We start from the raw sequence: 24590 nt of genomic DNA, 5'->3' as shown, positions 1-24590 counted from the left end.
TTTCCTTTATCTTTCCGAAAGTCCTTGACTTGTTTTAGTTTTTCTATTAAGCTCAACATATATTTTAAAAGTTGGCGGTCACTTATCATTTTACAAAGACAGTGATCGCTTTTACTTTTGATATTCTGATGGGAGAATGAATCAGCCCTACCCTAACCCCAGCGACTAGCGATGGGCATTCGCCAACCAGTGCCAAAAGCGCGATCGCTAATTTTTAGTCCCGGGGGAGCTTGTTTGCGCTTAAATTCGGCATTTTTAACTAATTTAATCACTTTCTGCACAATTTCAGGCTCAAAACCGGCGGCAATAATTTGTTCGGCGGATTGATGGCGATCGATTAATAGTGCTAAAATAGCATCTAAAATCTCGTAGGGAGGTAAAGAATCTTGATCCTTCTGATTGGGTTTTAATTCAGCACTAGGAGCTTTATTAATCACATTGAGGGGAATAATTTCCCCGTGCCGATTTAACCAGCGACAGAGGGAATAAACCCTCGTTTTCGGCACATCGGCAATCACTGCTAAACCACCATTCATATCACCGTAAAGGGTGCAATATCCCACCGCCATTTCTGATTTATTGCCAGTGGATAATAGTAAATGACCGAATTTATTAGAGAGAGCCATTAATAAATTACCGCGAATGCGTGACTGAAGATTTTCTTCAGCAATACCGAAATCAGTCCCAGCGAAAAGACCCTGTAAAAGTTGATCATAAGCGGTCATAATTTCTTTAATTGCTAACTTCTCACTTTTGATACCTAAATTATTAACTAAAGCCACTGCATCGCTAATGGAATGGTCGGAACTATAGGGAGAAGGCATCATCACAGCGAGAACATTTTCTTTACCTAATGCGTCGCTGGCAATAGCGGCAACTAAACTGGAATCAATGCCACCACTCAAGCCGAAAATTACCCGTTTAAAACCGCATTTCTGCACATAATCTCGCACTCCTAAGACTAAGGCTCGATAAATTTCCTCATCTTCATCGACGGGTAAAGGATGAATAACTGCGGGTAACAAATCTTGATTAAACTCGATCAATTCTAGGCTAGAAGTAAATGCTTGGGCGCGATAAATCACTTCTCCTTGTCTGTTAAAAGCCACGCTGTCACCATCAAAAATTAAATCATCATTACCTCCCACTTGATTGACATAAACTATAGGTAAATTATATCTAGTGGCACTATGGGATAATAAAGATTCTCGCAATTTTTGCTTACCGACACTATAGGGAGAAGCGGAAAGATTAACGATTAAATCCACTCCTAAATTAGCTAAATCGGCGATGGGATTAACTGCGTATTGACGCTGACCCCAAAATTGTTCATCATTCCAAACATCTTCACAGATAGTTACACCGATTTTTACATTATTTTCTGTTAGTTGAAAATATTGACTTTCTTTCCCAGAAGCAAAGTAACGATCCTCATCAAAAACATCGTAGGTAGGCAATAAACGTTTAGTAAAAATTTGTTTAATCTCTTGACTTTTCAACAAAGCTATGCTATTAAATAACGGCTTTTCTCCTCTGACCGTTGCCGAGGGATTTTTTTCGACAAAACCGACTAAGACGGCTAATTTTTCTGGTAATTGTTGGGACAATAATTGCAATTGTCGAGACATTTTCTCCACAAAACCCAGATTTAATAATAAGTCTCTGGGAGGATAACCACAGAGGGATAATTCCGGGGTTAAAAGTAATTCTGCTCCCTGATTAAATGCCGTTTGAGCGGCCTCTAAAATTCTTTGGGCATTTCCTTCGATATCTCCAACAATGGGATTTAATTGAGCGATAGCAATTCTCATATTTTTTCCTATTTAAACAAAAACTAAGGGTTGATCTTTAAAGGGAGCAAAAGCTTTTTCATCAAAGCGATATAAACTAGCGGGACGACCGGCACCACGAGAGACTTTTAAACCCATATCCTTGAGAAATCCTAATTTCAATAGCCGATTTCTAAAGTTAGAATAATCACTAAAATTTTTACCTAAAATTGTCTCATAAAATTGATAAAGATCATTTAAAGTAAATAATTCTGGTAAAACCTCAAAAGCGACGGGACTATATTCTACTTTATTGCGTAATCTTTGCCAGCCATATTCCAAAATTTGACCGTGATTAAAGGCTAAATCTGGCACTTTATCAATCATATACCAAGTGATATTATAATCCCGTTCAGTGATTAACTTTGCTTCTTCAAACCGCACTAAAGCGAAGTAACTCACCGATAGATAACGTTTCCCAAAACTCTCGGCCGCTGCCGGGGAATCTCCCTCTGGACTGCCAAAAGTATATAACTGTTCCAGATAGAGATTATTGACGCTAATTTTCTCGGCTAAAATTCGATAGGCTGCCGTTTCCAGTGATTCCCCATTTCTCACTAAAGTCCCGGGTAAACTCCAGTAATTACTAAAAGGTTCTTCCCGTCGTTTAATCAGAAGCACCAGCAGCCGATTTAATTGGGTATCAACGGAAAAGATCACGTTATCAACTCCCACTTTAAAATCAGCTAGAGATTTATTAGCTAGGGTGTTTGACGGTTTCATGCGTAAAGTTTTTGACCTTCGATATAATCTTTAATCGGTGCAGGAACAGCCTGTTTATCGCCTTTTTCTCGATAATCTGTTGAGGATACAGCCGGAGCAAATACATCGGCAATCAGACAATCACCCCCTAATGTTTGCAGTTGTTTAATATCATCTTGATTAATAGGATATCCTGGACGGGGAATCACGAGAATTTTGACTTTTTCTAGTAATTCTTGGCTGCGATACCAGTGCTTAATTTGTCCAGCTAAATCGGAACCAATGACTAGGGTATATTCCTCCTGTTCTCCCCAAATTGCTTGCGCTTTTTCCACACTAATTAAGCTACGTCGATCGCTTAATTCTCGTCGCAGTTGTATATTATCCCTTGGGGGTTGAATATCCCGGATGAGCAAATTTAACATCCTCAGACGATGTTCGAGACTGGTTTGATGATTTTTAAAGGGATTATCGGCGGCCCAAACTGCAACAATATCGTACTGTTCCGATAACCATTTTAGTATGGCTTGATGACCGGCAGTAGGAGGATCGGCACTGGTTCCAAAAAGGGCAATTTTAAGCATAGGATTCAATTGCTTGCTCACTGAGGGATTAGTTTAACTCTGCTCAAGCTTGGCAAAAATTAACTTCTCCCCATTATAGTTGATTTTACCAAAATAGGGCAAGAGGATCAGTGATCTCCTGCAAAAGTAAGTTATCGAGCCGCTATCGGGTGAAAATATCTAAAACCCCGGATAAATTCTACATAATTTTAGGTTTTATGAATAGGATAGTTATCTCTTATCTTTTGTCTGCTATCGCCGTTCATTCTTTTTTCGGTGATATTTTAAGTTTTGCTGTAAATTTGACTCCAAACTCCATTCCTAACTCTAATTCAGCCTCCCATTCGAGATTCCGTTTTTTGCAAGCATTATTAAACTCATCATGAACTTTATCAATCAACTGGCTTAAGTCATCAATTGCCTGCTCAGGATCGATGAAGAGTGGAGCTAAAATCACGGACTCATCTTCACTTTCGCCAGATTTTTCAGTATTTCGACTCAGATCATCTCGTTGTACAACAACAATTTTAGGTTCTAAGGAAACAATTTTGAGTTTTTGAGTTGGCTGGAGATTATCAGACATTTAATCTTTCCTAAATCTTGATGAATAATAGAGGAAACCACGTTAAAGCGAAATAAATAGCTTTTCTAGTTTAAGAGTTTTTTGAGGATAATCAATGATTACCTTTAATTCTTTGAGAATGTCCCCCCCTAAAATCCCATCAATATAGTATTGTGAGAATACTCCCGGAAGAGAGCCAAAAAAAACTTCTGTTTCACTAAACAAAATAGAACCTATTTCCAGTCTATCAAGCCTAGCAGTCCTATACCAAGAACTACCCGTTACACCACTTCCCCGAGCAGATGATTGAGATGTCGGTAAATCTAGAAAGTCTAATAAATCTGGATGAAAGACAGTCACCTGTGACCCCGTATCTAGTAGGACATTAACCGTTCTTCGGTTGTCGTTAAACTCAACAGTGACTGGAATCACCCACATAGACAATCTCTCAAGATTGTGGTCTCCCTCAAATGTATGTTCAACGACAATGACGGCCATGTAGAGTAAAGATGATGGAGCAAGGATAAAAGCTGTAGCGTTGATAGCCAAGACTCATTATCAACTTTAAGCAACTTTACTTCCGTCAACAAGACCTGTATAAAACAAATATAAGTCTCCCTTCAAATGTTTAGTCTCTTGTATCAGCTTACTTTTATCGTCTGAATACCCAATAACCTTACCTTTCTCTGGCCAGCCATATTTGTCGCACCCAGTGATCTCTACGACCACCCATTGATCGGGGTAATAGGATGAGACATCGGTGATGCTCAAATCCTCTGTTTTGTGGCTAAGTGCTTTCATTGCCAAGTTGGTGGCTTTCAATAGGCTTCCCTCCAAAATATATCCGTTATAGATAAGAGGTCAACCAACAATTGTTGCAATGTTTAACCAACAATTGTTGCTATCATTAAACAATAATTGTTGGTACTCCATTTCAAAATATGCTAACTAGCTCGAAAATACAGCCATGAAGACGCTCTCGTCAATGCCCCAAAACCTATCCGATGCCGAAAGGCAAGCAAGCAACTGTGGTTTGTATATTTCCAAGCTACAAGCTTTGTTGGCAGAAATCGAACCCCCATCTGAAAAATACAAAATGCTCCTGTCACTGTGTGATGCCCAAAAGCAGGCAAGAAACTGTGGTTTGGATATACCCAAGCTAGAAGCTTTGTTGGCAGAAATCGAACCCCTATCTGAAAAATACAAAATTATTTTCTATCTGGCGGCTACAGGTCTTTTTTCTGCGGATGACCTCGCTGAAATGTTCAATCATAGCAGCGGCAAAAATCTAAACGCAGATTTCAACAAAAATCTAGGATCCCATCTTAAGGATTACCTTGAGTTAGATGACAGTGATCGTCTGGGAATTACTTCCCTAAGAAGGATTCTCTTTAAAAAGGGCTATCTTGTTGACATTAATGACGATGAATTAGTGAGAGTTTTGCCAACACGCTACGCTGAAAATTCTCAATTAGAGCAGTCTTTTACTGTCAGACACAATTAGTGCGGATGAGAAGACCACCAATCAAGGAGATTGATTTAAAAATGGAAAACACAGAGTTATTGTGCGAGATACCAACATCGGTCACTCCCCGTGCTGACATTATTAATGATTTGTTAGCTCAACTAGACAATGAACAGGATAGCGATATCCGTGCTGAAATCATAAGGAAATTAGGGGAATATCCTGAGCCTCAAGTGATTAAAAAACTTTGGGATTTGAGAAATAATCTCGAAAACGAATCTGATGATTTTGTGCAGTACGAAATCAAGCTTAGTTTGCATAAAGTGACTAATCATCCTAGTATAAATATTGATTTTTTTCTGGATAACTTAGAGGTATTCCCATCAAAAGATAACAATTCTCAAGCTCCAAAAGTCTTAATTGACGCTGCTCTGATTGAAGAGTTTTTATTACGAAATCAGACGACTCTTAACAGTGAAGCTACTAGGGTTATGGGACTTGTTTTAGAGGGAAAAATTAATCCTTACTTTGGAGAAATGGGATTAATCAAAATTTGGCATAATATCAAAAATCTGAAATCTCAAGAATATGCCAATCGTTTGATCATTGAACTTCTGAGTAAAATTAACGTCGGTCAAGTTAACTTGAAAGAAATTGACCTAGAAAAATATCCCAACGTTAATTTAAAAACGGCAATTCAAGTTGAGATTGCCAGAAAGTATAGCCTAGCAGGTATTATCACCATCGCAGATCGAGAATTCATTGCCAGTGGATATCCTTTTGTGGGTTCTCCTTCCTTATTCTTACAGTTTTTAGGGGAAGATACCTCGCCAGCTTCTATCGAAAGAACTCTCAAAAATCTCGGTAAAGCGGCAATGGAAAATGAAAAAGTAAAACTCAATCAGCTTTTAGAAAACGAGCCTCAACAAAACTTATTCTTTGAAGATAATCTTTTCCTTTTTCAAGGCTGGAAAATTGAGAACTTTGAAATTCTCTGTGCCAATAACAATTTAACTTCTGCGACAGTTATCTTATGCAATACAAAAACCCAAGAGCGTTACACTGAATCGGCCTTTAAAAAAAGTTCAGTAGATGCACTTTTTACTGCTTTTAATGAGGCTCTAGCTCATTTAGTTGAGGTTAAACATACCCTTAAATCTATCTATTTAGCCAACTTGACACCGGGTCAACAAGGAGCCACAACTGTCAAGGCGGTGGTTGAGTATGATGGTAAAGAAGTTATTACCATCCACACCCATGAAAATATTCTCAAGGCTCATTTTTTCGCCTACGTCAAAGCGATGATTGCCGTTTATACACCCGATGAATATCACCCCGATATTCATAGCACACAAGAATTGACATATTTGCACAAAATTGGCGAACGAGATTTTCATGGACTGAATTTCAGCCAAGTCAATTTAATGGATGGTGAGGCCAATCTTTCCGATGCAAAATTGATGGCATGTAACTTCAGTCAGGCTAATCTTTCGAGGGTTAATTTAACTAATGCTGATTTAACAGGAGCCGATTTAAGTCATGCCAATTTGAGCAAAGCTAATTTAACGGGAGCTAACTTGACCGATGTTAAATTAGATGAAAATAATCTAACCCTCCTTGATGGCACAATTTTGACTAACACAATTATGCCTGAAATTAACATTGAAATTAGCGGCGAATCCCGTTTAGAAAAGGTTGCTCAACTACTCAAACACATTGATCCTAAAAGTCAATCTCGAATCTTGGCTGTTCACTCCATGACAGATTGCATCTGGTGGGATAATCCCCTTGGTCAAAAATTCTGGGAAGTGAACCAAGAACTAATAAAAAGAGGGATTTCTATTCAACGAGTCTTTATTCTTCCTGAAGCTCGGAATCCAAAGCATTTACAGGTGATTCAGGAACAACTTAACTCTGGCATAGAAGTTGCTTGGATTTGTCAGGAAAAAGCCAAAGATGTTGAAGGCTATCGTTGGGATAATACCAACCTATTGATTAGCGAAAACTTATCTGTTCCCAGAAATTCTTTTACAGCGAGAAGAATTATGAATGGTCAAACAGAATCAGGTTATATTTCCTATCAAACAAGAGTTGTCGAGACAGATAAAAGTATCTTTAACGCTCTATGGGAAAAATCTGAAAAACTCTCTACTCAAGCTAATATTCAGGAACAATTAGCAAACCTGAATACCTGACCCCGAACTTTATTGTTTTATTAACTAATGCTCACAATGCGATCGCTCTTTCTATTCTATTTTGATAAAAAGCGATCGCTAAAAAGTGAGTTCTCGGTCGTTTGTCACACAATCCTGAAGATATAAATCAATTAATTCCTGATAAGAAATTCCTTTTTCTTTTGCTTTTTTTTCAAAGAAATCAATGACATCAATCCTTAAAGGTAAAGTGACCTGCCGCTTGAGTTGTTGAGCAAAAGGATTAGGACGACTTTTCATATTAGCGAGATCATACTCTGATTTCATAAACAATAACCTCGATGAGGACAGTATAGTATTTTGTTTAAATTTAACGACTCAATTATAGTACATACAATCAAATTAACGATAGTTCGCTCTTAAAAAATTTTTCTCTCTCACCTCAGAAAAACTGCGATCGCCGTTCTAATTCTATTTTGATAAAAAGCGATCGCTTCCCCACAATCCCTAAAAAATAACCATAAAATTAATTAATAGAATATCGGAGAAAGACAAAGATGATTATCGCTCAAGAAAAACCAACTATTGCGACAGTCACCAAAACCCCTGTCACTTTGGAAGCATATCGGGCGATCGCTGAAACTTCTCAGGAACGTTATGAATATTGCCATGGAGAAATGATTCTTATGCCTGGAGGAACCGCAACCCACAGCGCAATTGCGATCAATATCTCGGTTTTTTTGGGATTTTTATTGAGAGATAGGGATTTTCGTCTGTATAACAGCGATCTGCGGTTGTGGATTCCTGAATATCATTGTGGAACCTATACCGATCTCATGATCGTTAACCATGAACCGGAATTTAACGGCGATCGCAAAGACGAAATTCTTAATCCTTTATTTATTGTAGAGGTGCTTTCCCCCGCCACAGAAGCAGATGATCGAGGTGATAAATTTAGAAAATATCGTTCCCTGCCAAGTTTTTGTGAATACCTGCTCGTTAGCCAAACTGAACCCTACATTGAGCAATATTTTAGACTCGCACAGAGCGATCGCTGGCAACTACAAACCTACGATCAACTTAGTCAAATAATCCCTCTGGAGAGTTTAAACGTTGAACTTCCCTTGCTAGAAATTTATCGTCGTGTTAGTTTTGCCGCAGCCTCATAAATCCCTTAATCCGATTAATAACCTTTCTATTTTGTTTTCATAAAAAGCGATCGCCCCACAGTTTAAACTTATAAAACCGCTATCGACAAAGAAGCGGTGAGAAGTAGTTCATTAGAACTACTCAGGATAGTTAGGCAGAGAATGATATTGAAAGATGCCAAATATACTGCCGACACTGCCAATACTAAGAATACTGCCAACACTGCCAATACTAAGAATACTGCCGACACTGCCAATACTGAGCATACTGCCGATACTAACCAGACTTAAAATGCTGCTGGCACTAGCGAGACTTAAAATACTGCCGGCACTGCCTAAACTCAAGATACAGCGATAACTAGCTTTGCTCAGATAATTAAGACCAGAAATCATTTTAAATCGGGGAAAGATTGGGGAATAGTTAGGGAAGTATTTTGCCAAACCTGTTGTAAACGCATAGCCGGCATAGTTAGATAAAGAATATCACCTTGATCGAGAGTGATTTCCAGTAATTGCCAACCGTGGATAGTTTGACCTTGTTTTTCTAAGTAAAGTGGCACAAAATCGGCATTCATCGCCGCTTCCTTGACAATTTGACCCATAAAAGGATGATTAGGTGTGATTAATGTAGCCAAAGCAACCCAGAGGAGATCATCGGTCATGCCATTACCGAGAATTCTACCGCCCAAAGCGGCCGCGGCGAAGGAATAAGTAGCTAGATCCCGGGGACATAATACCGTATCAAAATCAAAAACCTCTTGAATCGATCGCCCGAATTGTTCCTGAGAGCAGCGTAAAACTAGATTAATTTTAGGAGCGATCGCTTTAGCAGTGAGGGCAATCTCCACATTAATCATATCCTCGTAAGTAACCACGATCAAAGATTCGGCGTTGTTAATATTAGCGGTTTCTAGGGTAGCCACTAGACGCGCATCCTCGATGATAACGGGGATTCCCCAGGAGCGCACGGAATGCAAAAATCGGTTATTGGGGTCCGATTCGATCACCACCACTTCACAGCCTTGGTCGTGCAATTGTCGCACGATCCGGGTGCCGATACCTCCTAAACCACAGATAATGTGATGATTGCGGACGGGAATGCGGGTAGCATCCCAAAACTGCTTAAAGCGACTACCGAGAATAAAATCGTTGAGGAGAGCATAACAGATACCGATAACCCCCGCACCGACAATCATCATGACCACGGTAAAAATTTTGATACTATCGGGGGTAGATTCGGCCACTTTTTCGTTACCTCCGGCGCCGGTAATCATCCCGACGGAGAAATAGAGGGAATCGACAAGGGAAATTTTTTGATTAACGCTGAGATAGGTAATGGTAGCAAGGGAAATCATCCCCAGGAGGGAAAGGGTGACAAGAATTACCGGTTGGACATAGTGCTGATAGGGACGGAGATTGAGCAGATTTCTCAGCCACTTTTGCAGTTTAAAACGCTGTTTTGCCTTAATTGTCGGTTTATTGCCGATAATGAGATGATCGCCAGTTTGGAGTTTTTTGCCTAAAAGAACTGCTGAAACCAGATCAATTTCGTCGTGAGCGGGGAGATAATAGATTAACATCCGGGCCGGATCGTCCCAAAGCTCGTAGAGGGGTAATCCCCACCAAGGATGATTTTCCTCGATAATTATCTCTTGAATTGGCCAAAGGCGATCGAATAGCTGTAATTGACCGATAGCTTTATTACCAAGGGCAGCAAAGGAAAAGATCGGGGCTGCTAGGGAAGCAACGCTCATGCTAACGTGAGCAGGGAGGGTTTGATCGAGTCTTTCTCCTAAAGTTTCGTTAAATAGTCGGTTAACTATCCGAATTTTCGGGTTAATTATCCTTGCGCGGGTGAGAATTTCCAGATTGAGTGCGTCGTTATCGATGGCCAAAACTAGGGTTTCTGCATCCGGAAGGCCAGCTTGCAGGAGAGTTTTAGGAGAGCAGGGATCGCCGATAATAATATCAGACTGGTATTCACAGACCATTTGGCGATCGCTAATCGCCACTACTGCCGCAGATTGTTGTTTGAGTAAACAAAAGATTTTATAACCCGTGCGACCTAATCCACAGACGATGATTTGCGGTTTCATTCGTCGAGCGCGTTTTTTGCTGATTAACCTTTCAGTTCTAGCGCAAAAACTAGGAAAAATCTGTAACTAAAGCTGCAATGCTGCTAATTTTTCCAATCAGGCTTTTAAAATGATAAAATAACCCTGATCATCGATTGAATCACTTCAGCCTTGACTCGCTTTCTTTGGGACAAATTTAGTAAAGATTACCTCGAAACTTTTCTCGCTTCTTGCGGTGACGTGAAAACTAGCCTTGATGTGACGGCAGAAACTCAAGAAATCGATGTGTATTTTCGACCGACTTCCCCAGAAATACCGCCCGAATTAGGCCTATTGGGCAAATTAGCTCAAACCCCTTGTCTATTGGAACCCTATCGCAATCCTGTCATGATTGAGGGAATTCTCGCTTGTTTATCTAAACTGTTGACTGTGCGGGAACAATTACAAAGAGAAGCTCACCGTCATCAACAACCCTTATTAGCAGAAAATATTCCTAGACTATGGATACTAACTCCTACGGCCAGTCAGAGGATTATAACTGCTTTTTCCGCTCTCAATAATCCAGATTGGGGAGAAGGAATTTACTTTTTACCTCCAGCATTAACCACATCCCTTATTGTCCTGCATCAATTACCCGAAACCCCTGAAACCCTTTGGTTAAGATTATTAGGCAGAGGAGGAACCAGAAGCAGAGCGATTGATGAATTAGAGGCCTTGTCTCCTAGTCATCCCTTTAAATCAGCTGCCTTAAAATTATTATACAATTTGAGTAGAAACTTGCAAGCCTTACCCAAAAGAACCCAGGAGGAGAGGAAATTTATTATGCGTTTAGCCCCTTTATACGAACAAGATAGAGAAGCAGCGATTCAAAAGGGTAGAATCGAAGGGATTCAACAAGGAGAAGCTATCGGACTTCAAAAAGAAGCATCCAAGTTAGTGCTACGTCAACTAAAGCGACGTTTTGGAGAACTTCCGCCGAATATCACCGAAACTATCCAAAAACTCTCAGTAGAACAATTAGAAGACTTAGGAGAAGCATTACTAGACTTTGAGACTCAAGCTGACTTAATTAATTGGCTTAATCAAACCTAAGATATGCGGGAAAGGTCATTTAAAACTCCTCTAATTGTTTTCTTGATTGTTCGGGAAATTGAGAGCTTTATTGAATAGGGCAAGGTCTTGAAAATTAATCACACCATCTCCATTAAAATCTGGATTTGCTGATTTGAATTCTGATCTTCTTGGGTGAGATTTTTAAAACCTAGACCAAAACTAACTTTTGGATAGGACACACATTTGGCATTCATCTCTTGATTCAGCAACGCCGAATAATCTTATACTACTCCTAATCACTTCTTATCTCTTGACAATGACCTTAGAAACCGATCACGGTAAAAGCCATCCCGTCGGGGCAACTGTCTTGGCCGATGGTGTCAACTTCTCACTATTTTCCAAGTATGCCACTGCGATCGAATTATTATTATTTGATGATGCTAATTCTCCCGTACCTAGCCGGACTATTCTCCTCACCCCGCAAACCAACCGCACCTTTTTCTATTGGCATATTTTCGTTCACGGGATTGGAGTCGGTCAAGTGTATGCTTATCGAGTCTATGGTCCGGATAATCCGGCCCAGGGTCATCGCTTCGATCCTGATAAAGTAGTTCTCGATCCCTATGCGAAAGCGATTGTCGGTGCGGAAATTTATGATCGACAAGCTGCCAGCGAAAAAGGCGATAATTGTCATCGAGCTTTGCGGGGTCTGGTAGTGGATACGGGCCGCTACGATTGGGAAGATGACAAACCGCTACGCACTCCCTACTCTGCCAGTTTTATTTACGAAATGCACGTAGGTGGTTTTACCCGTAACCCGAATTCCGGCATTAGCGAGGAAAAAAGAGGTACTTTTGCGGGATTAATCGAAAAAATACCCTATTTGAAAAACCTAGGCATTACTGCCGTGGAATTGTTACCGATTCATTACTTTGATCCCGCTTCGGCCATGCCGGGGTTAACTAACTATTGGGGTTATAGCACGATCGGCTTTTTTGCGCCCCATGCCAGTTACAGTAGCGATCGCTCACCCCTGGGTCCTTTGAATGAATTTCGGGATCTGGTGAAAGCTTTACACAAAGCGGGGATCGAAGTGATTCTCGATGTGGTTTTCAATCATACCGCCGAGGGGGACGAAATCGGGCCAACTCTTTCCCTTAAAGGTATCGATAATCGCACCTACTACATCCTCGATGCCGAAGATAAAAGCCTCTATAGCAACTATACCGGCTGTGGTAACACCCTCAAGGGCAGTCATCCCATTGTTGGCAAAATGATTCTCGATTGTTTGCGCTATTGGGTGTCGGAAATGCACGTGGATGGTTTTCGCTTTGACCTGGCGGCCGTACTATCGCGCAATGTGGACGGGGAACCGATCCTGCAAAAAGGTTATAACATGATCTGGGCGATCGAATCCGATCCAGTCTTAGCCGGGACAAAATTAATCGCTGAAGCCTGGGATGCAGCAGGATTGTATAGTGTCGGTCAATTTGTTGAATTTGCCGATTGGTTTTCCGAGTGGAATGGTCCTTTTCGCGATGATGTGCGCGCTTTTGTCCGGGGAGATACCGGCATAGTCACGAAATTAGCGGCGCGGATTTTAGGAAGTCCCGACATATACCACAGACCTAACACCGATGTCAATAGAAGTATAAATTTTGTTACCTGTCACGACGGCTTTACCCTTAACGATCTAGTGTCCTACGACGAGAAACACAACGAGGCTAACGGCGAGAAGAATCGGGACGGTTGCAACGATAATTTTAGCTGGAATTGTGGGATAGAAGGGGAAACCAATAAGGAGGCGATTAAAACCCTGCGACTGCAACAAATAAAAAATCTCTTAACGATCCTGTTTATTTCCCAGGGAACACCTATGCTGTTGATGGGGGACGAAGTGCGACGCACCCAAAAGGGCAACAATAACGCCTATTGTCAGGATAACCAGTTAAGTTGGTTCGATTGGAGTGCGGTAGAGCAAGAGTTCGATCTTTGGTGTTTCGTAAGGAGACTGATCGATTTTAATAAAAAATTAGCTCTTTTCCGTCAGGAAAAATTGCTAGAAGTCACCTATACCAGTCTTGAACCCCATCTGAGTTGGCATGGCGTACAGTTGAGTAAACCCGATTGGTCGGAAGATTCCCGCAGTTTAGCTTTTTCCCTGCGTCATCCTAAGGCAAACGAGTATTTACACATTATGCTCAACGCTTACTGGGAATCTCTCAACTTCCAGTTACCACCCTTGGGACAAGGGGAAAAATGGCATCGCGTCATTGATACTGCTGGGCAATTGTCCGAGGCAGCCTGTGATTTAGATGCCGCCGCCGCTATTGAATCGGAAAATTATCGGGTGCAAGCGCGTTCGGCGGTAGTCTTAATCGTTAAACCAGTATAACAAGAGGAGAGATATTGCTCGATCGACCGATCTTGAATGCTTTAACTAATGAACAATGGCATCAATTCAATCGTCAAGTCGAAAAACGTTATTTATTTGCGGAGCAATAGCTGAAATGATGCGGCTTTCATTAGCGAAACGGGTATCGATTCTCTCTTTATGTTTAATTGGTTTTTCCCTGCCTTGGACTCCGTTCAGCGTTTCACCAGTACAGGCGAAACCAGAACCGAATGCGATCGCTCTTGGTGATCCCGTTCGGGAAGAAAAGCAAGCTCGGCAGTTAGTAGAATGGTTGGGGGCTAAACAATACGACAAAGTTATTGCAGCTTTGTCACCCCAACTAAAACCCCTCTGGACTGCCGAAAAACTGCAAAAGGTCTGGGAAAGCCAAGTAACTGACCATACTGGACCGTTTAAGCGCATTGTCAAAACCAAGCTACTCGATGCTATCAATGCCAATCTGGTGATTGTCACCGTTGAATTTGAGAAAGTTACCGAAGATGTGACAGTTACCTTTAACCGGGCTGGTCAGATAGTTGCCGCAGATTTTCCCGAATTTCGCAGTATTTCTGAGATTGGCACCGCTTTTGTCACGGCCTTGGCCAATAAAGACTACGGCCTGGCCCGAGGCTATCTACACCCTTTCCTGAAAGCTGAGGTTTTCCCCACCAGAGTACAAGGCGCTTGGGAAAATTTACTTAAGCGTACCGGCCCCGTGCGTCGGATCGTGGGAACTCAGGTCAGAAAAGGTTCGGATACGGACGGTGTGGATCTGGTGTTGGTGACGATTCAATTTGAAAAACTGACGGATACTTTAATCCTCGTTTTTGATGATCAAAAGCAGATTGTCAACGTGGATTTCCCTTTAGGCAATTAGTAATCAGCCGAAATTACCCCGTAAATTGAGTTGGAGACGATAAGTTATGTTAGATAAAATCGAAGTTCCCATCGAAGCGATCGCAGCTAGGGAGATTCTAGATTCCCGCGGCCGTCCCACGATCGAAGCGGAAGTGCTGTTAGAATCGGGGGCGCTCGGTTTGGCCCAGGTTCCCAGTGGTGCTTCTACGGGTAGTTTTGAAGCCCACGAATTGCGCGACGATGATCCCCAGCGTTACGGTGGTAAGGGTGTCCTAAAAGCGGTTCGCAATGTCCACGAAAAAATTGTCCCGGTTTTGGAGGGGATGAATGCTTTCGACCAAGCTAGTATCGATTTAGCTATGATCGATCGCGATGGCACGGCCAATAAACGAGAATTAGGGGCTAATGCTATCCTAGCCGTCTCTCTGGCTACGGCCAAAGCAGCGGCGGCGGATCTGGGATTGCCTCTCTATCGTTATCTCGGTGGCCCGATGGCCAATGTGCTACCCGTCCCGATGATGAACGTGATCAATGGTGGTTCTCACGCTGATAATAACGTCGATTTTCAGGAGTTTATGATCTTCCCCATCGGGGCCGATTCTTTTAAGGAGGGTTTGCGTTGGGGAGCGGAAGTATTCGCCGCTTTGGGTAAGGCCTTGCACGAACGCAAATTACTGACCGGTGTGGGCGATGAGGGCGGTTATGCTCCTAATTTGGCTTCAAATCAGGAAGCTTTGGATATTTTAATCGAATCGATCGAACGTGCTGGTTATAAACCGGGGTCGGAGGTGGCTTTAGCTATGGATGTGGCCGCCAGTGAATTCTATAAGGATGGTCAATACCTCTACGATGGTTCGGCCCATTCTCCCGCCGAAATGGTGGATTTTTTGGCCAGTTTAGTTGATCGCTATCCGATTATTTCTATTGAAGACGGTTTACACGAGGAAGATTGGGATAACTGGAAATTATTGACCGATAAACTGGGGGCGCGGATTCAGTTGGTGGGCGATGATTTGATGGTGACTAATCCCATCCGTCTGCAAAAAGCGATCGATCTGGGTATTGCTAACTCGATCCTGATTAAACTCAATCAGATCGGTTCTTTGACGGAAACCCTACAAACGATCGCCCTAGCTACCCGTCACGGTTATCGTTCTGTAATTAGTCATCGCTCTGGAGAAACGGAAGACACCACGATCGCAGATCTGGCGGTAGCTACTAATGCCGGACAGATTAAAACTGGTTCTCTCAGTCGCAGTGAACGGGTGGCTAAGTATAATCGCTTATTACGCATCGAAGAGGAATTGGGCGATCGGGCGGTGTACGCGCCGAAAGTCGGTTTAGGTCCAAAATTCTTGGCCTAAAATTTGCAAAAAGTCTTGCAGTGATCGAAAAAGGGTGTTATACTAAAGGTACTGATAACTGATAACTGGTCACTGACTATTGTGGTACTTCGCTGAAACCTTTTTCGGCGAAGTATTTATTTGTGGCCTTTTTTTTGCACCAAGCTATGATTTTTGGATCAAAGGTGTTATAGTAAAGGTACTGATAACTGATAACTGGTCACTGACTATTGTGGTACTTCGCTGAAACCTTTTTCGGCGAAGTATTTATTTAGGGTTTGCTGAAAAAGTTTGTTGGTGGGGTTAGGAGTCAGGAGATAGGAGTCAGGAGATAGGAGATAGGAGACAGGTTTTGGGGGTTGGGGTTTTGGGGTTTTGGGGTTTTAGTTCAATTTCCCCACTTCCCCACCTCCCCAATTCATAATTTCCACTCCCCCTACACCCCACACCCTACACCCCACACCCTGCCCCCAGGAAAAACTTTTTGCCGCAAACCCTATTTAAGCTCAGTTCGGGTTAAACAGAGGGGGATAAAGCCCATTCCATGGTCAAGCTGAACTTATCGGGCGTTGTCGCCGTCAGCGCTAGGGAGTTTTTGGAGAAGGGAAAGCTTCCCGTCAGATTGCGACTTCCATTGATTTTTGTAAATAATAATTTCAAGGCACTTGCTACTAGCATAGGATAGAAACGTCGGATTTCTAGGATGGGGATGATGAAAGACAGTTCTATATTTCGACGTTTCCCACAGGTGTTCGCTGGTTTATCGGTGCTATCGATCGCTCTCGTCTTGAGTTCGTGGATAGCGGCACGCTCGTTCTTGGCGGTGAAACGGGCGAGCGATGTTTTTGTCGTCACTGGTTCGGCCAAAAGGGCGATTACATCCGATTATCTTCTCTGGCGTTTATCGGTTTCCAGTCAACAACCTACCGCCCAGGATGCCTACCGCGATCTGATCCGGCAAACCCAGCGGATACGAGCTTATCTCAAAGAAAAACAAGTTCCCGAAGACGCAATCACCACCAACGCGATCGAGACGATGCCGATTCCCGAAGTAACAGCTAACGGCCAGGAAACTGGGCAAATTCTCGCCTATCGTCTCACCCAACGCTTCGAGATCCGAGCGAGCGATGTGGCCCGTTACACGGAACTTTCTAGGCAGGTAACGGAATTGATCGAGGAGGGAATTAGCCTCGTCTCTGAACCTCCCCAATATCTTTACACCCAATTGGATAAGCTGCGGGTGGAAATGGTGGCGGCGGCGACCAAAGATGCGAGAGCGAGGGCTGAGGCGATCGCTAGTAGTACCGGCAGTCGGGTGGGAAGGGTGCGCGATGCGAAAACGGGAGTTTTTCAGATCACCTCGCGCAATTCCACTGACGTGAGCGATTCGGGAATTTACGACACTTCCTCGATCGACAAAGATATTACCGCAGTGGTTTCGGTGACGTTCGGGATCGAGTGAATTAGAGTCTTTACCTAGGGTTTGCGGCAAAAAGTTTTTCGTGGGGGCAGGGTGTGGGGTGTGGGGTGTGGGGTGTAGGGTTTTACCGATTTTCAGGTGGTCAACTACCTAATTTTCAGGGAAAAAGTCCAGGGATTTTCCCCCCGATCACTCCAAGTGCTGGCACTTTTTGAGGGGAAAAAAGTCTAAAAGTCTTACCCAACAAGGTTTTTAGATTTATTCAGCATACCCTACCTAGGGGTGCATCTGATTTTTGTCAATCTACCCAGTGGGGATTTTTCCAAGGAAACTATCTTCTAAAATTCGCGCTTAATGGCGATTTTTTCCTCAATCCCGCCGCAGATTAGCTTTTGCAGTGGGATACTTAGACGCGGTTGTTCATACATTTGTACTAATTTAAGGATGACTGATCATTGTTGATTGTCGTTATTTCTGCACATCTGAGATGCTCCCAGAAAGTCCGGACAAGCTAAGAGAAGATTTTAGTTTCAATCTGGTCATGACAAAACTACCTGAAACTTCAGGAACTGTCCTTGCTATTATCTTTTTGGTTGTCAATCTTTCCCAACTGCTTCGGCAGTTTTTTTGGGCTTTTTTTGTCTTTCTGGCTTTTTTGCGAACAAATGAACTAAAATAGTCCTTCTCTTCAATAAAAATCATGTTTAAATTTGTTTTGCCTAAGTAAAACTTATCAATTGGGCGACAAATCAGTGGCATTCAATAGCATGATTTCTGGAGTGAATTTTTCAGCAGACCCTATCTGCAAGGAGAGAGTGAAACGGCTCTCTCCTTAATTATGGCTATTCGTCGTCGTCGCTGGCGCCAACTTGCTTGAGATGAATATGTTTTCTCCCCAAAGTAATTTCAAATTCATCTCCCGGTTTGAGTCCCATTTTTTTGGTGTAGGCCGAACCGATCAGGAGATTATTATTTGATTGGACACTGATCCGGTAGCTGGCCGAGCGCCCACCTCGTCCGTGACCATTGGCACTGCTATCTAAGTCAATTCCCTCAGCATCGATTAAAGCATTGAGAAATTTCATCATATTAACGCGTTCGATACCATTTTTTGTCATGGTATAGTAGCCGCATTCCCGGGCTTTTTCCTCTTTGCTGAGGTTGCCTAGCTGTTTAACTTTCTCAATTAGTTCGAGGCCAGTCAGGGGTTCTGGATTAGTAGTTGTGTTCATTTAAGTTTGCAGTAGATAAGTAAAGGTTAGGGTCATCAAGGCTAGTCGAGGAGAATTGCTCCCCCTGACCAGAAACAATCGGGTTACGATTGATCTCTACACTTATCTTACACGGTATAAACTAAAAATTGTCACTTGCTTGGGGAAATTGATTGTAATTGATTAGACTCTATCTCTCGATCAAAATCTTAACAGAATTTATCAATGTTGATCGAGATGCTGAGGGAAGGGAGGTTAGCCTTTCTGTCATCAATGAGGGCAGGGGGTAGGATAGAGATAAAGAGGTAAAAATGAGGGATAATGAAGCTAACAACTAGGGGTCACTATAGTGTTAAAGCCTTGCTGGATCTTAGTTTACAACCGAGGGGAACTCCCGTATCGGTAAAATCGATCGCCCTGCGTCAAGATATCCCGGCTGCTTATCTAGAGAAATTGCTGATAGAAATGCGACGAGCGGGGTTAGTTCGTTCCTTTCGGGGATCGCAAGGGGGTTATCAATTGGCTAGGCCGGCAAATCGTATCTCGTTGGGGCAAATTTTGGAGGCAGTGGGAGAGACGATCGAGCCATTATCAGGTTATCATCCCAGGGACGAACAGGCAGAAGATTGGGTGACATTTACTATCTGGAAACACCTCCACGAGAAATTAAAAGAAGCCCTAGGGAAGATTACCTTAGCGGATTTATACTACGATGCGCGTAGCTGGATCGCCGCTAGGGGAGAGGAAACCAGCTTTATCGTTTAGTAGTTTAGAAGTTATGACAGCAACAAAACAAGCAAAGATTTATGGGGGAGGTTGTCACTGTGGAGCGATCCGTTTTCAAGTGGCGATCAAGCATGATCAAGCTCTAGACTGTAATTGTTCGATTTGTCAGAAAAAAGGTTTTCTGCATCTGATTGTTCCTTCAGCACAATTTACCCTCCTAAGCGGTGAAGATTTTTTAAGTACCTATACATTTAATACCCACACAGCCCAACATTATTTTTGTCGTGTTTGTGGTATTCATCCTTTCTATCGTCCCCGCTCCCATCCTGACGCTATAGATATAAACCTGCGCTGTTTGGATGGCAATGTCTTAGGCGATTTTCAGATCCAGTTCTTTGATGGGGCTAACTGGGAAGACAATATTGAGAAAATTCGGGATATCGATGGCAAAAGGGAGTAATTGTGAAGGAAACGGCAACGGCGATCATTTTAGTATTAGGGGCAGTTTTAGATTATCTGATCGGCGATCCCTGGGGATGGATTCATCCAGTGCAGGTGATGGGGGCGATTATTGCCGTGGCCACAAAAGTTATCCTTAATTGGACGCAGGAAAAAATTCGCCAACGTTTAGCGGGCATAATTCTGGGACTGAGTTTAATTATCTTGACTGGGGCCTTAACTTGGCTAGGAATCCAATGGTTAGGTCAGGTCAATTTGCTGCTGAGTTGCCTAGTACAAATGATTCTCTTGGCTAGTTGTTTAGCCGGTAGAAGTTTACGCAGGGCTGCCGAAACCGTCATCGCACCTTTACAAGCTGAAAATATTACCCTAGCTCGTTGCCAACTAAGTTTATACGTTGGTCGCGACACAGATAATCTCGGCCAAGAAGAAATCCTTCGCGCTCTATTAGAAACTGTCAGTGAAAATGGTGTGGATGGAGTTACCGCGCCGCTTTTTTATGCCCTTCTCGGTGCTTTTCTGGGGGTGGGACCAGTACCCCTCGCTTGCGCTTATAAAGCCGCTAGTACCCTCGATTCGATGATTGGCTATCGTCGGCCACCCTACACCCATATGGGCTGGTTTAGTGCCAAAAGCGAGGATGTTTTGACATGGCTACCCTGTCGTTTAACGGTCTTAACTCTCGCCCTAATTTCGGGCCGGCCGGGGCGAGTTTTAAGCATTTGTTGGCGCGATGCCCGTCGGGATCCTAGTCCTAATTCCGGTTGGAGTGAATGCGTCTATGGGGCGATTTTGGGGGTGCAATTGGGGGGGAAAAATCAATATCGGGGCCAGATTGTGGAAAAACCTTTATTAGGCGATAACCTCAACCCGATTACTGTCAAAACCGTCGAACAGGCTTTGCATTTAACTCGTACTTGTGTATTACTTTGGTTAGCGATCGCTGTTAGCTGCTTAGTTGCTAGAGATTTTGCTCAATTTTAGCGACCAGAGGCGACGGCGTTGACGGGATTGACGCTGCCAGTAACGGATAATCAGGGAGAAGGTCAAGAATAGGGATTGCAGTATCTGTATCTGTCCGCAGAGGCGTTGATAGTTTTGTCGGAGATAATAGGTTTTCGCCCCGGCGATGAGAATATATTCGGGGGCGGGGTAAAAAATGTGGTGTAAACGTCGTTCCACCCGGTTTAAAATTTTGGTCACTCGCCCTAAAATCCGCCGCAATTGCCACAATTTCCAGACTAGAAAGCAATTAAATAAAGTTAAGCCTAGATTGAAGCCGAGGACAAAAAAGAACATGGTCGAGGCGATGGTCGAGTTATGCCAATTTTAGCCTAGATTCCCGACTTGAAAGTGTATGAGAAAGAAATCTAATCAGCTGCCCGCGTATTTAGGGTCTGCTGAATAAATCTAAAAACCTTGTTGGATAAGCTGTTCGTAATTTAAATTGCTTGTTGAGATCAGGCGGTCGGCAGGGGGCGGTCGGCGGTCGTCAGTATTCAGGAGTCAGGAGATAGGAGACAGGTTTTGGGGGTTGGGGTTTTGGGGTTTTGGGGTTTTAGTTCAATTTCCCCACTTCCCCCCCCCCAATTCATAATTCATAATTCCCACACCCCACACCCCACTCCCCACACCCCACACCCCCCACCCCACACCCCACACCCCACACCCCACACCCCACGAAAAACTTTTTGCCGCAGACCCTAGTTAGCGTCCGAGGGCGTGTAATCCGTTAATAATTTCGGCACAGCGCTCGGTAACTGCCTGTAAAGCCTCTCTTTTGCTAGAAATCGGTGGCGGTAGCACTTCCCCGATGCGAATAGTTAAGGGTATACTATGGGGAAAAGAAGAACCTTTTTGAAAAATCTTTTCTGTCCCCCACAAACTGACGGGTAGCAGCGGAACTCCCGCTTTAGCGGCAATCATCGCCGCACCTAGTTTTGGTTGATGGATTAATCCGTCCTCGGTGCGGGTTCCCTCCAGAAACACTCCCACTGCCCAGCCCGCTGCTAAGGCTGCCATCGCCGCCCGAATTGCCCCGCGATCACCACTGCTGCGTTTGACGGGATAGGCCCCATAAAGAGCGATCGCCTGTTTTAAAATCGGGATGGTAAATAATTCCTCTTTAGCCATATAAGCTACGGGACGACGCACGGCACAGGATAATAGGGGTGGATCGAAGTAACTGGCGTGATTGCAGACGATAATCAGAGGATGACGCTGGGGGACATTTTCCACTCCGTAAACGCGACCGCGAAAATAGCCGTGTAGGGTGGGGCTAACGATCGACCATTTAAAGAGATGATATAAAACTAAACTGGCAAAAGGTTCTCGCTCTTGAGGCTGGTTCATGACTGACAATTGTTCCCTAGACATGGAAAAGCCCTTGGGAGTCTTGCCGTGTTTCGACCCCAAGGACTTTGCTTTCTTCTCACTCCTCACACAATTAAAACATACAGCAATTTACGGGTTAGGGAAAGGTTAAGCGTGCCGCTTTCTTAACTGGCATAATTACCTACCTAGGGTTTGCTGAAAAAGTTTTTCGTGGGGACAGGGTGTGGGGTGTGGGATTTTACCGATTTTCAGGTGGTCAATTAGCTCATTTTCGATGGTAATTAATTTTGCTTGGGTACTGAAAAAAGTTGGGTTAGAATATAAAAACCAAATCTAGTCAGAAAAAGAGAGTTTTTATGGAAAAACAGGTAAATTGTGCTGTAGATTGCCTAAATGGTTGTATTTTAGGCGATAAATGTCCCAATCAAGCCCATGCCGCCGAAGCAGCCAAATTTATTGCCGAAACTTCCTTGGAAAAGATGCTAGAAATGGCAGAAGCCGCTAGACTGAAAAAGCTTACGCAACCGACCCAATGGATTATTCCTGATGATTTCTAGGGTTTGATAAGGGAATGGGGGAACGGGTAAGAAAGTCGCTGTACCTGATTACTCCCAATAGCACTATATCAGTTTTTTCCACTATTCACTGTTCACTGAATATACTTTAGACGTTCATAATCTGAGATTTATTAAACTTCTGAAATCGTAGATTCAGCAAGGAATCCAGTTCTTTTTTATGTTTCAGATGGGCATCATTCAGACATTCATAAATAGCTGAAGAAAAGTCAGAAAAGTTTTCATAGTATTTACCGTATAAACATTTCTTTTTGACAAATTTCCACAGCCTTTCAAATAAATTTAGATTAGGCGAATAAGACGGCAGATAGAGTGGCTCTATTGACAAGGAAAGAGCTATTTATTCAACAATTTTGCATTTTTGATAGCGGGCATTATCTAAAACTAGAGTGATGGGAAATATTAGTCCTAAAGCAGCTATTTTTTCAATAATTTCACAGACTTGAGATGCTGTAATATAAGTGTCATATGTTACCAGAATAACTTCATGGGTTATCGCATTTAATGCTCCTAAAACATTGAAGCGTTTACGCCCGCTCGGTGATTTAACAAAAAGTCTCTCAAAACACCAAAAAAAAACCGAGAAAAGCTCCCATGACAAAGTGAGCGGCATCAACAAAAAAAACAACCCTTTTTCCTTTTTTAGCCTCATTTAATCTGGGTTCTAGCTTTTTCCTTTGTAGTCTTCTTGTTCATCCCGGTCAGCTTTAGAAGGAAGAGAACCTACTTTTAAACATTTCATTCCCATGGATTTTAAGAATTTTCTCACTTGGGTAGGATTTCGTTTTATTCCTGTCAATTCTTCTATTCTATTCTATATACAGCTTCATTTATTGTGGCTAGTGGATTTTTCTCCAAATATTTTTTGAGCGTTTCTCTTTGAGACTATAATTCACTTTTAGGGCGATAGAAGTTGATTTCTTTTAATTTTTCTATTCCGCCTTCTTGATAATCTCGAAGATATAGTTATTTCAAATAAGAACGAGACACTAGGCGACACAATAAGTACGAATAATTTCATCAAGGGGTGTCCCCACAGGAGCATACATTCTTGCCCTCTTTAATGCACTAAAATCATGTTCGATATCATTTAAATCAGGAGAGTATTTTGGCAAAAACACTACCTGATAACCTGCTTCTTCTACCAGGCGTTCGGCGAGCTCAGCCGAGCCGTTGTTTAATGACTGTCTTCCGATGAATTGGTGCATTATCCATAATTAATACTGATGTTATGGTTAGAGAGGGCAATAAATATAAAGATAACCACCCTTCAAAACCTTCGGCATTCAGGCTTCTCGTAAATACCATCGGTGCAATAAAGTCTTTTTTTTCTTTTCTTCTCCCAGCGACAAGGTTTTCTTTTTTTCCTCGTTTTCCTTGTCTATCTCCCAATACTTTCTTCCCTTTTTTTGACCAAGCATAAAAACAGGCTTAAAATTCTTCAAACCCTTACTTATCAATGAATACAAGGCTTTCACTTCCATCTGTTTTAATCAATTCTCTCAGCACTCTGTAGTATTTCATTCTTTCTTCTCGGTTTCTTTCTCTATAACGAAGTTCCTTCTTTTTTCTGGTAATTTTCATTTTTTTTAAGGCATAGCAAATGGCACTTGGTCTCACTCCAAACTTCTCGGCTCTGTCTCTTAATCTTGCCTCGGGATTTTCTTGGACATCTTTTGACAGTGCTTTCCAGTCCAGCTTTCTCTGACGGTGTTTTAC

Annotated in this window: 26 protein-coding genes and 3 pseudogenes; 14 read left to right on the top strand and 15 right to left on the bottom strand. The window is 42.6% G+C overall.

The genetic code is table 11. The annotated features are described in order from the left end of the window. Positions 1–152 precede the first annotated feature (152 nt). The 6 genes from IM485_RS01695 to IM485_RS01670 form a co-directional block, all read right to left on the bottom strand. A complete protein-coding gene (locus tag IM485_RS01695; protein ID WP_104395882.1) occupies positions 153–1811 on the bottom strand; it encodes an NAD+ synthase in 1659 nt (552 codons plus the stop codon). A gap of 12 nt (positions 1812–1823) precedes the next feature. Beyond that, on the bottom strand, positions 1824–2552 hold the full coding sequence (locus tag IM485_RS01690; protein WP_287740816.1) for an NUDIX hydrolase: 729 nt from the start codon (positions 2550–2552) through the stop codon (positions 1824–1826). Then, positions 2549–3115: a nicotinate-nucleotide adenylyltransferase gene (locus IM485_RS01685; RefSeq protein ID WP_287740813.1), complete on the bottom strand. Its 567-nt coding sequence runs from the start codon at positions 3113–3115 to the stop codon at positions 2549–2551. The genes IM485_RS01690 and IM485_RS01685 overlap by 4 nt, the downstream gene beginning before the upstream one ends. A gap of 241 nt (positions 3116–3356) precedes the next feature. Next, on the bottom strand, positions 3357–3677 hold the full coding sequence (locus IM485_RS01680; RefSeq protein ID WP_002757320.1) for a hypothetical protein: 321 nt from the start codon (positions 3675–3677) through the stop codon (positions 3357–3359). A gap of 42 nt (positions 3678–3719) precedes the next feature. Then, positions 3720–4205 (bottom strand): retropepsin-like aspartic protease, encoded by a 486-nt coding sequence (locus IM485_RS01675; protein ID WP_238141872.1) that lies wholly within the window; start codon positions 4203–4205, stop codon positions 3720–3722. Between the two features lie 15 nt (positions 4206–4220). Further along, positions 4221–4478, bottom strand: coding sequence for a hypothetical protein (locus IM485_RS01670; RefSeq protein ID WP_287740811.1), 258 nt, complete (start codon positions 4476–4478; stop codon positions 4221–4223). Positions 4479–4641: 163 nt separating this feature from the next. On the opposite strand from IM485_RS01670, the gene IM485_RS01665 reads away from it, so the two are divergent. Then, the gene (locus tag IM485_RS01665; protein ID WP_052277995.1) at positions 4642–5160 is read left to right on the top strand and encodes a hypothetical protein; all 519 of its coding nucleotides are present in this window, start codon (positions 4642–4644) and stop codon (positions 5158–5160) included. A gap of 41 nt (positions 5161–5201) precedes the next feature. Further along, positions 5202–7316, top strand: a complete 2115-nt coding sequence (locus tag IM485_RS01660; RefSeq protein ID WP_287740804.1) for a pentapeptide repeat-containing protein — start codon at positions 5202–5204, stop codon at positions 7314–7316. 78 nt (positions 7317–7394) lie between these two features. Here the strand turns inward: IM485_RS01660 and IM485_RS01655 are convergent, their stop codons facing one another. Next, positions 7395–7601, bottom strand: a complete 207-nt coding sequence (locus IM485_RS01655) for a UPF0223 family protein (protein ID WP_002750139.1) — start codon at positions 7599–7601, stop codon at positions 7395–7397. Positions 7602–7831: 230 nt separating this feature from the next. On the opposite strand from IM485_RS01655, the gene IM485_RS01650 reads away from it, so the two are divergent. Further along, positions 7832–8443 (top strand): Uma2 family endonuclease, encoded by a 612-nt coding sequence (locus tag IM485_RS01650; protein WP_287740801.1) that lies wholly within the window; start codon positions 7832–7834, stop codon positions 8441–8443. A 117-nt stretch (positions 8444–8560) separates the two neighbouring features. On the opposite strand, the gene IM485_RS01645 is transcribed toward IM485_RS01650, so the two are convergent. Both IM485_RS01645 and IM485_RS01640 read right to left on the bottom strand, forming a co-directional pair. Then, positions 8561–8815, bottom strand: coding sequence for a hypothetical protein (locus IM485_RS01645; RefSeq protein WP_002776534.1), 255 nt, complete (start codon positions 8813–8815; stop codon positions 8561–8563). Further along, positions 8812–10518, bottom strand: coding sequence for a potassium channel family protein (locus IM485_RS01640; protein WP_079210197.1), 1707 nt, complete (start codon positions 10516–10518; stop codon positions 8812–8814). Before IM485_RS01640 ends, IM485_RS01645 begins: the two co-directional genes overlap by 4 nt. 150 nt (positions 10519–10668) lie before the next feature. Here IM485_RS01640 and IM485_RS01635 point away from each other — a divergent pair, with 150 nt between their 5' ends. The 4 genes from IM485_RS01635 (at position 10669) to eno (ending at position 16167) form a co-directional block, all read left to right on the top strand. Next, entirely contained in the window at positions 10669–11589 is a 921-nt protein-coding gene (locus IM485_RS01635) for a DUF4351 domain-containing protein (protein WP_287740798.1), read from the top strand. Positions 11590–11866: 277 nt separating this feature from the next. After that, positions 11867–13945, top strand: coding sequence for a glycogen debranching protein GlgX (gene glgX / locus IM485_RS01630; protein WP_287740796.1), 2079 nt, complete (start codon positions 11867–11869; stop codon positions 13943–13945). 115 nt (positions 13946–14060) lie between these two features. After that, the gene (locus tag IM485_RS01625) at positions 14061–14822 is read left to right on the top strand and encodes a DUF3887 domain-containing protein (protein WP_287740794.1); all 762 of its coding nucleotides are present in this window, start codon (positions 14061–14063) and stop codon (positions 14820–14822) included. A gap of 46 nt (positions 14823–14868) precedes the next feature. After that, entirely contained in the window at positions 14869–16167 is a 1299-nt protein-coding gene (gene eno / locus IM485_RS01620; RefSeq protein ID WP_287740792.1) for a phosphopyruvate hydratase, read from the top strand. A gap of 495 nt (positions 16168–16662) precedes the next feature. Here the strand turns inward: eno and IM485_RS01615 are convergent, their stop codons facing one another. Next, positions 16663–16824, bottom strand: coding sequence for a hypothetical protein (locus IM485_RS01615; RefSeq protein WP_228009904.1), 162 nt, complete (start codon positions 16822–16824; stop codon positions 16663–16665). A 34-nt stretch (positions 16825–16858) separates the two neighbouring features. On the opposite strand from IM485_RS01615, the gene IM485_RS01610 reads away from it, so the two are divergent. Beyond that, positions 16859–17608 (top strand): SIMPL domain-containing protein, encoded by a 750-nt coding sequence (locus tag IM485_RS01610; protein WP_104395893.1) that lies wholly within the window; start codon positions 16859–16861, stop codon positions 17606–17608. A gap of 456 nt (positions 17609–18064) precedes the next feature. Then, positions 18065–18245 (top strand): annotated as a pseudogene (locus IM485_RS01605) (transposase); the annotation flags it as partial. A gap of 163 nt (positions 18246–18408) precedes the next feature. Here the strand turns inward: IM485_RS01605 and IM485_RS01600 are convergent. Then, positions 18409–18798 carry an AbrB family transcriptional regulator gene (locus IM485_RS01600; RefSeq protein ID WP_002737568.1) on the bottom strand — a complete coding sequence of 130 codons (390 nt, stop codon included), beginning with the start codon at positions 18796–18798 and terminating at the stop codon, positions 18409–18411. A 300-nt stretch (positions 18799–19098) separates the two neighbouring features. On the opposite strand from IM485_RS01600, the gene IM485_RS01595 reads away from it, so the two are divergent. The 3 genes from IM485_RS01595 to cbiB are packed head-to-tail and all read left to right on the top strand — an operon-like array spanning position 19099 to position 20946. Continuing rightward, positions 19099–19542 (top strand): Rrf2 family transcriptional regulator, encoded by a 444-nt coding sequence (locus IM485_RS01595; RefSeq protein ID WP_002738021.1) that lies wholly within the window; start codon positions 19099–19101, stop codon positions 19540–19542. Next, positions 19490–19963, top strand: coding sequence for a GFA family protein (locus IM485_RS01590; RefSeq protein ID WP_104395972.1), 474 nt, complete (start codon positions 19490–19492; stop codon positions 19961–19963). Before IM485_RS01595 ends, IM485_RS01590 begins: the two co-directional genes overlap by 53 nt. A gap of 2 nt (positions 19964–19965) precedes the next feature. Further along, complete coding sequence (cbiB, locus tag IM485_RS01585; RefSeq protein WP_287740788.1) at positions 19966–20946, top strand: adenosylcobinamide-phosphate synthase CbiB; 981 nt, start codon at positions 19966–19968, stop codon at positions 20944–20946. Here cbiB and IM485_RS01580 read toward each other — a convergent pair. Further along, complete coding sequence (locus IM485_RS01580; RefSeq protein ID WP_002783765.1) at positions 20917–21261, bottom strand: hypothetical protein; 345 nt, start codon at positions 21259–21261, stop codon at positions 20917–20919. The genes cbiB and IM485_RS01580 overlap by 30 nt on opposite strands. Before the next feature lie 228 nt (positions 21262–21489). Between IM485_RS01580 and IM485_RS01575 the strand changes: the two genes are divergently transcribed. Beyond that, entirely contained in the window at positions 21490–21669 is a 180-nt protein-coding gene (locus IM485_RS01575; RefSeq protein ID WP_287740786.1) for a hypothetical protein, read from the top strand. On the opposite strand, the gene IM485_RS01570 is transcribed toward IM485_RS01575, so the two are convergent. Then, positions 21670–22338: a lysophospholipid acyltransferase family protein gene (locus IM485_RS01570; RefSeq protein ID WP_190358241.1), complete on the bottom strand. Its 669-nt coding sequence runs from the start codon at positions 22336–22338 to the stop codon at positions 21670–21672. A gap of 314 nt (positions 22339–22652) precedes the next feature. Between IM485_RS01570 and IM485_RS01565 the strand changes: the two genes are divergently transcribed. Next, the gene (locus IM485_RS01565) at positions 22653–22853 is read left to right on the top strand and encodes a hypothetical protein (RefSeq protein ID WP_002798182.1); all 201 of its coding nucleotides are present in this window, start codon (positions 22653–22655) and stop codon (positions 22851–22853) included. 106 nt (positions 22854–22959) lie between these two features. Here the strand turns inward: IM485_RS01565 and IM485_RS01560 are convergent. Then, positions 22960–23834 (bottom strand): annotated as a pseudogene (locus tag IM485_RS01560) (IS630 family transposase); the annotation flags it as partial. Positions 23835–23860: 26 nt separating this feature from the next. Then, a pseudogene (locus IM485_RS01555) lies at positions 23861–24590 on the bottom strand (transposase); the annotation flags it as partial.

This window comes from Microcystis sp. M169S2 (assembly GCF_020245865.1).
GTDB classification, from domain to species: domain Bacteria; phylum Cyanobacteriota; class Cyanobacteriia; order Cyanobacteriales; family Microcystaceae; genus Microcystis; species Microcystis ichthyoblabe_A.
Note: the sequence above shows the minus strand (reverse complement) of the source record. Positions and strands in the feature narration are given on the sequence as shown.

What these genes read in the sequence shown, in the direction of transcription:
- IM485_RS01695 (WP_104395882.1), bottom strand. Translation starts at nt 1,811, where the DNA reads ATGAGAATTGCTATCGCTCAATTAAATCCCATTGTTGGAGATATCGAA.
- IM485_RS01690 (WP_287740816.1), bottom strand. Translation starts at nt 2,552, where the DNA reads ATGAAACCGTCAAACACCCTAGCTAATAAATCTCTAGCTGATTTTAAA.
- IM485_RS01685 (WP_287740813.1), bottom strand. Translation starts at nt 3,115, where the DNA reads ATGCTTAAAATTGCCCTTTTTGGAACCAGTGCCGATCCTCCTACTGCC.
- IM485_RS01680 (WP_002757320.1), bottom strand. Translation starts at nt 3,677, where the DNA reads ATGTCTGATAATCTCCAGCCAACTCAAAAACTCAAAATTGTTTCCTTA.
- IM485_RS01665 (WP_052277995.1), top strand. Translation starts at nt 4,642, where the DNA reads ATGCCCCAAAACCTATCCGATGCCGAAAGGCAAGCAAGCAACTGTGGT.
- IM485_RS01660 (WP_287740804.1), top strand. Translation starts at nt 5,202, where the DNA reads ATGGAAAACACAGAGTTATTGTGCGAGATACCAACATCGGTCACTCCC.
- IM485_RS01655 (WP_002750139.1), bottom strand. Translation starts at nt 7,601, where the DNA reads ATGAAATCAGAGTATGATCTCGCTAATATGAAAAGTCGTCCTAATCCT.
- IM485_RS01650 (WP_287740801.1), top strand. Translation starts at nt 7,832, where the DNA reads ATGATTATCGCTCAAGAAAAACCAACTATTGCGACAGTCACCAAAACC.
- IM485_RS01645 (WP_002776534.1), bottom strand. Translation starts at nt 8,815, where the DNA reads ATGATTTCTGGTCTTAATTATCTGAGCAAAGCTAGTTATCGCTGTATC.
- IM485_RS01640 (WP_079210197.1), bottom strand. Translation starts at nt 10,518, where the DNA reads ATGAAACCGCAAATCATCGTCTGTGGATTAGGTCGCACGGGTTATAAA.
- glgX (WP_287740796.1), top strand. Translation starts at nt 11,867, where the DNA reads ATGACCTTAGAAACCGATCACGGTAAAAGCCATCCCGTCGGGGCAACT.
- IM485_RS01625 (WP_287740794.1), top strand. Translation starts at nt 14,061, where the DNA reads ATGATGCGGCTTTCATTAGCGAAACGGGTATCGATTCTCTCTTTATGT.
- eno (WP_287740792.1), top strand. Translation starts at nt 14,869, where the DNA reads ATGTTAGATAAAATCGAAGTTCCCATCGAAGCGATCGCAGCTAGGGAG.
- IM485_RS01615 (WP_228009904.1), bottom strand. Translation starts at nt 16,824, where the DNA reads ATGCTAGTAGCAAGTGCCTTGAAATTATTATTTACAAAAATCAATGGA.
- IM485_RS01610 (WP_104395893.1), top strand. Translation starts at nt 16,859, where the DNA reads ATGAAAGACAGTTCTATATTTCGACGTTTCCCACAGGTGTTCGCTGGT.
- IM485_RS01600 (WP_002737568.1), bottom strand. Translation starts at nt 18,798, where the DNA reads ATGAACACAACTACTAATCCAGAACCCCTGACTGGCCTCGAACTAATT.
- IM485_RS01595 (WP_002738021.1), top strand. Translation starts at nt 19,099, where the DNA reads ATGAAGCTAACAACTAGGGGTCACTATAGTGTTAAAGCCTTGCTGGAT.
- IM485_RS01590 (WP_104395972.1), top strand. Translation starts at nt 19,490, where the DNA reads ATGCGCGTAGCTGGATCGCCGCTAGGGGAGAGGAAACCAGCTTTATCG.
- IM485_RS01580 (WP_002783765.1), bottom strand. Translation starts at nt 21,261, where the DNA reads ATGTTCTTTTTTGTCCTCGGCTTCAATCTAGGCTTAACTTTATTTAAT.
- IM485_RS01570 (WP_190358241.1), bottom strand. Translation starts at nt 22,338, where the DNA reads ATGTCTAGGGAACAATTGTCAGTCATGAACCAGCCTCAAGAGCGAGAA.
- IM485_RS01565 (WP_002798182.1), top strand. Translation starts at nt 22,653, where the DNA reads ATGGAAAAACAGGTAAATTGTGCTGTAGATTGCCTAAATGGTTGTATT.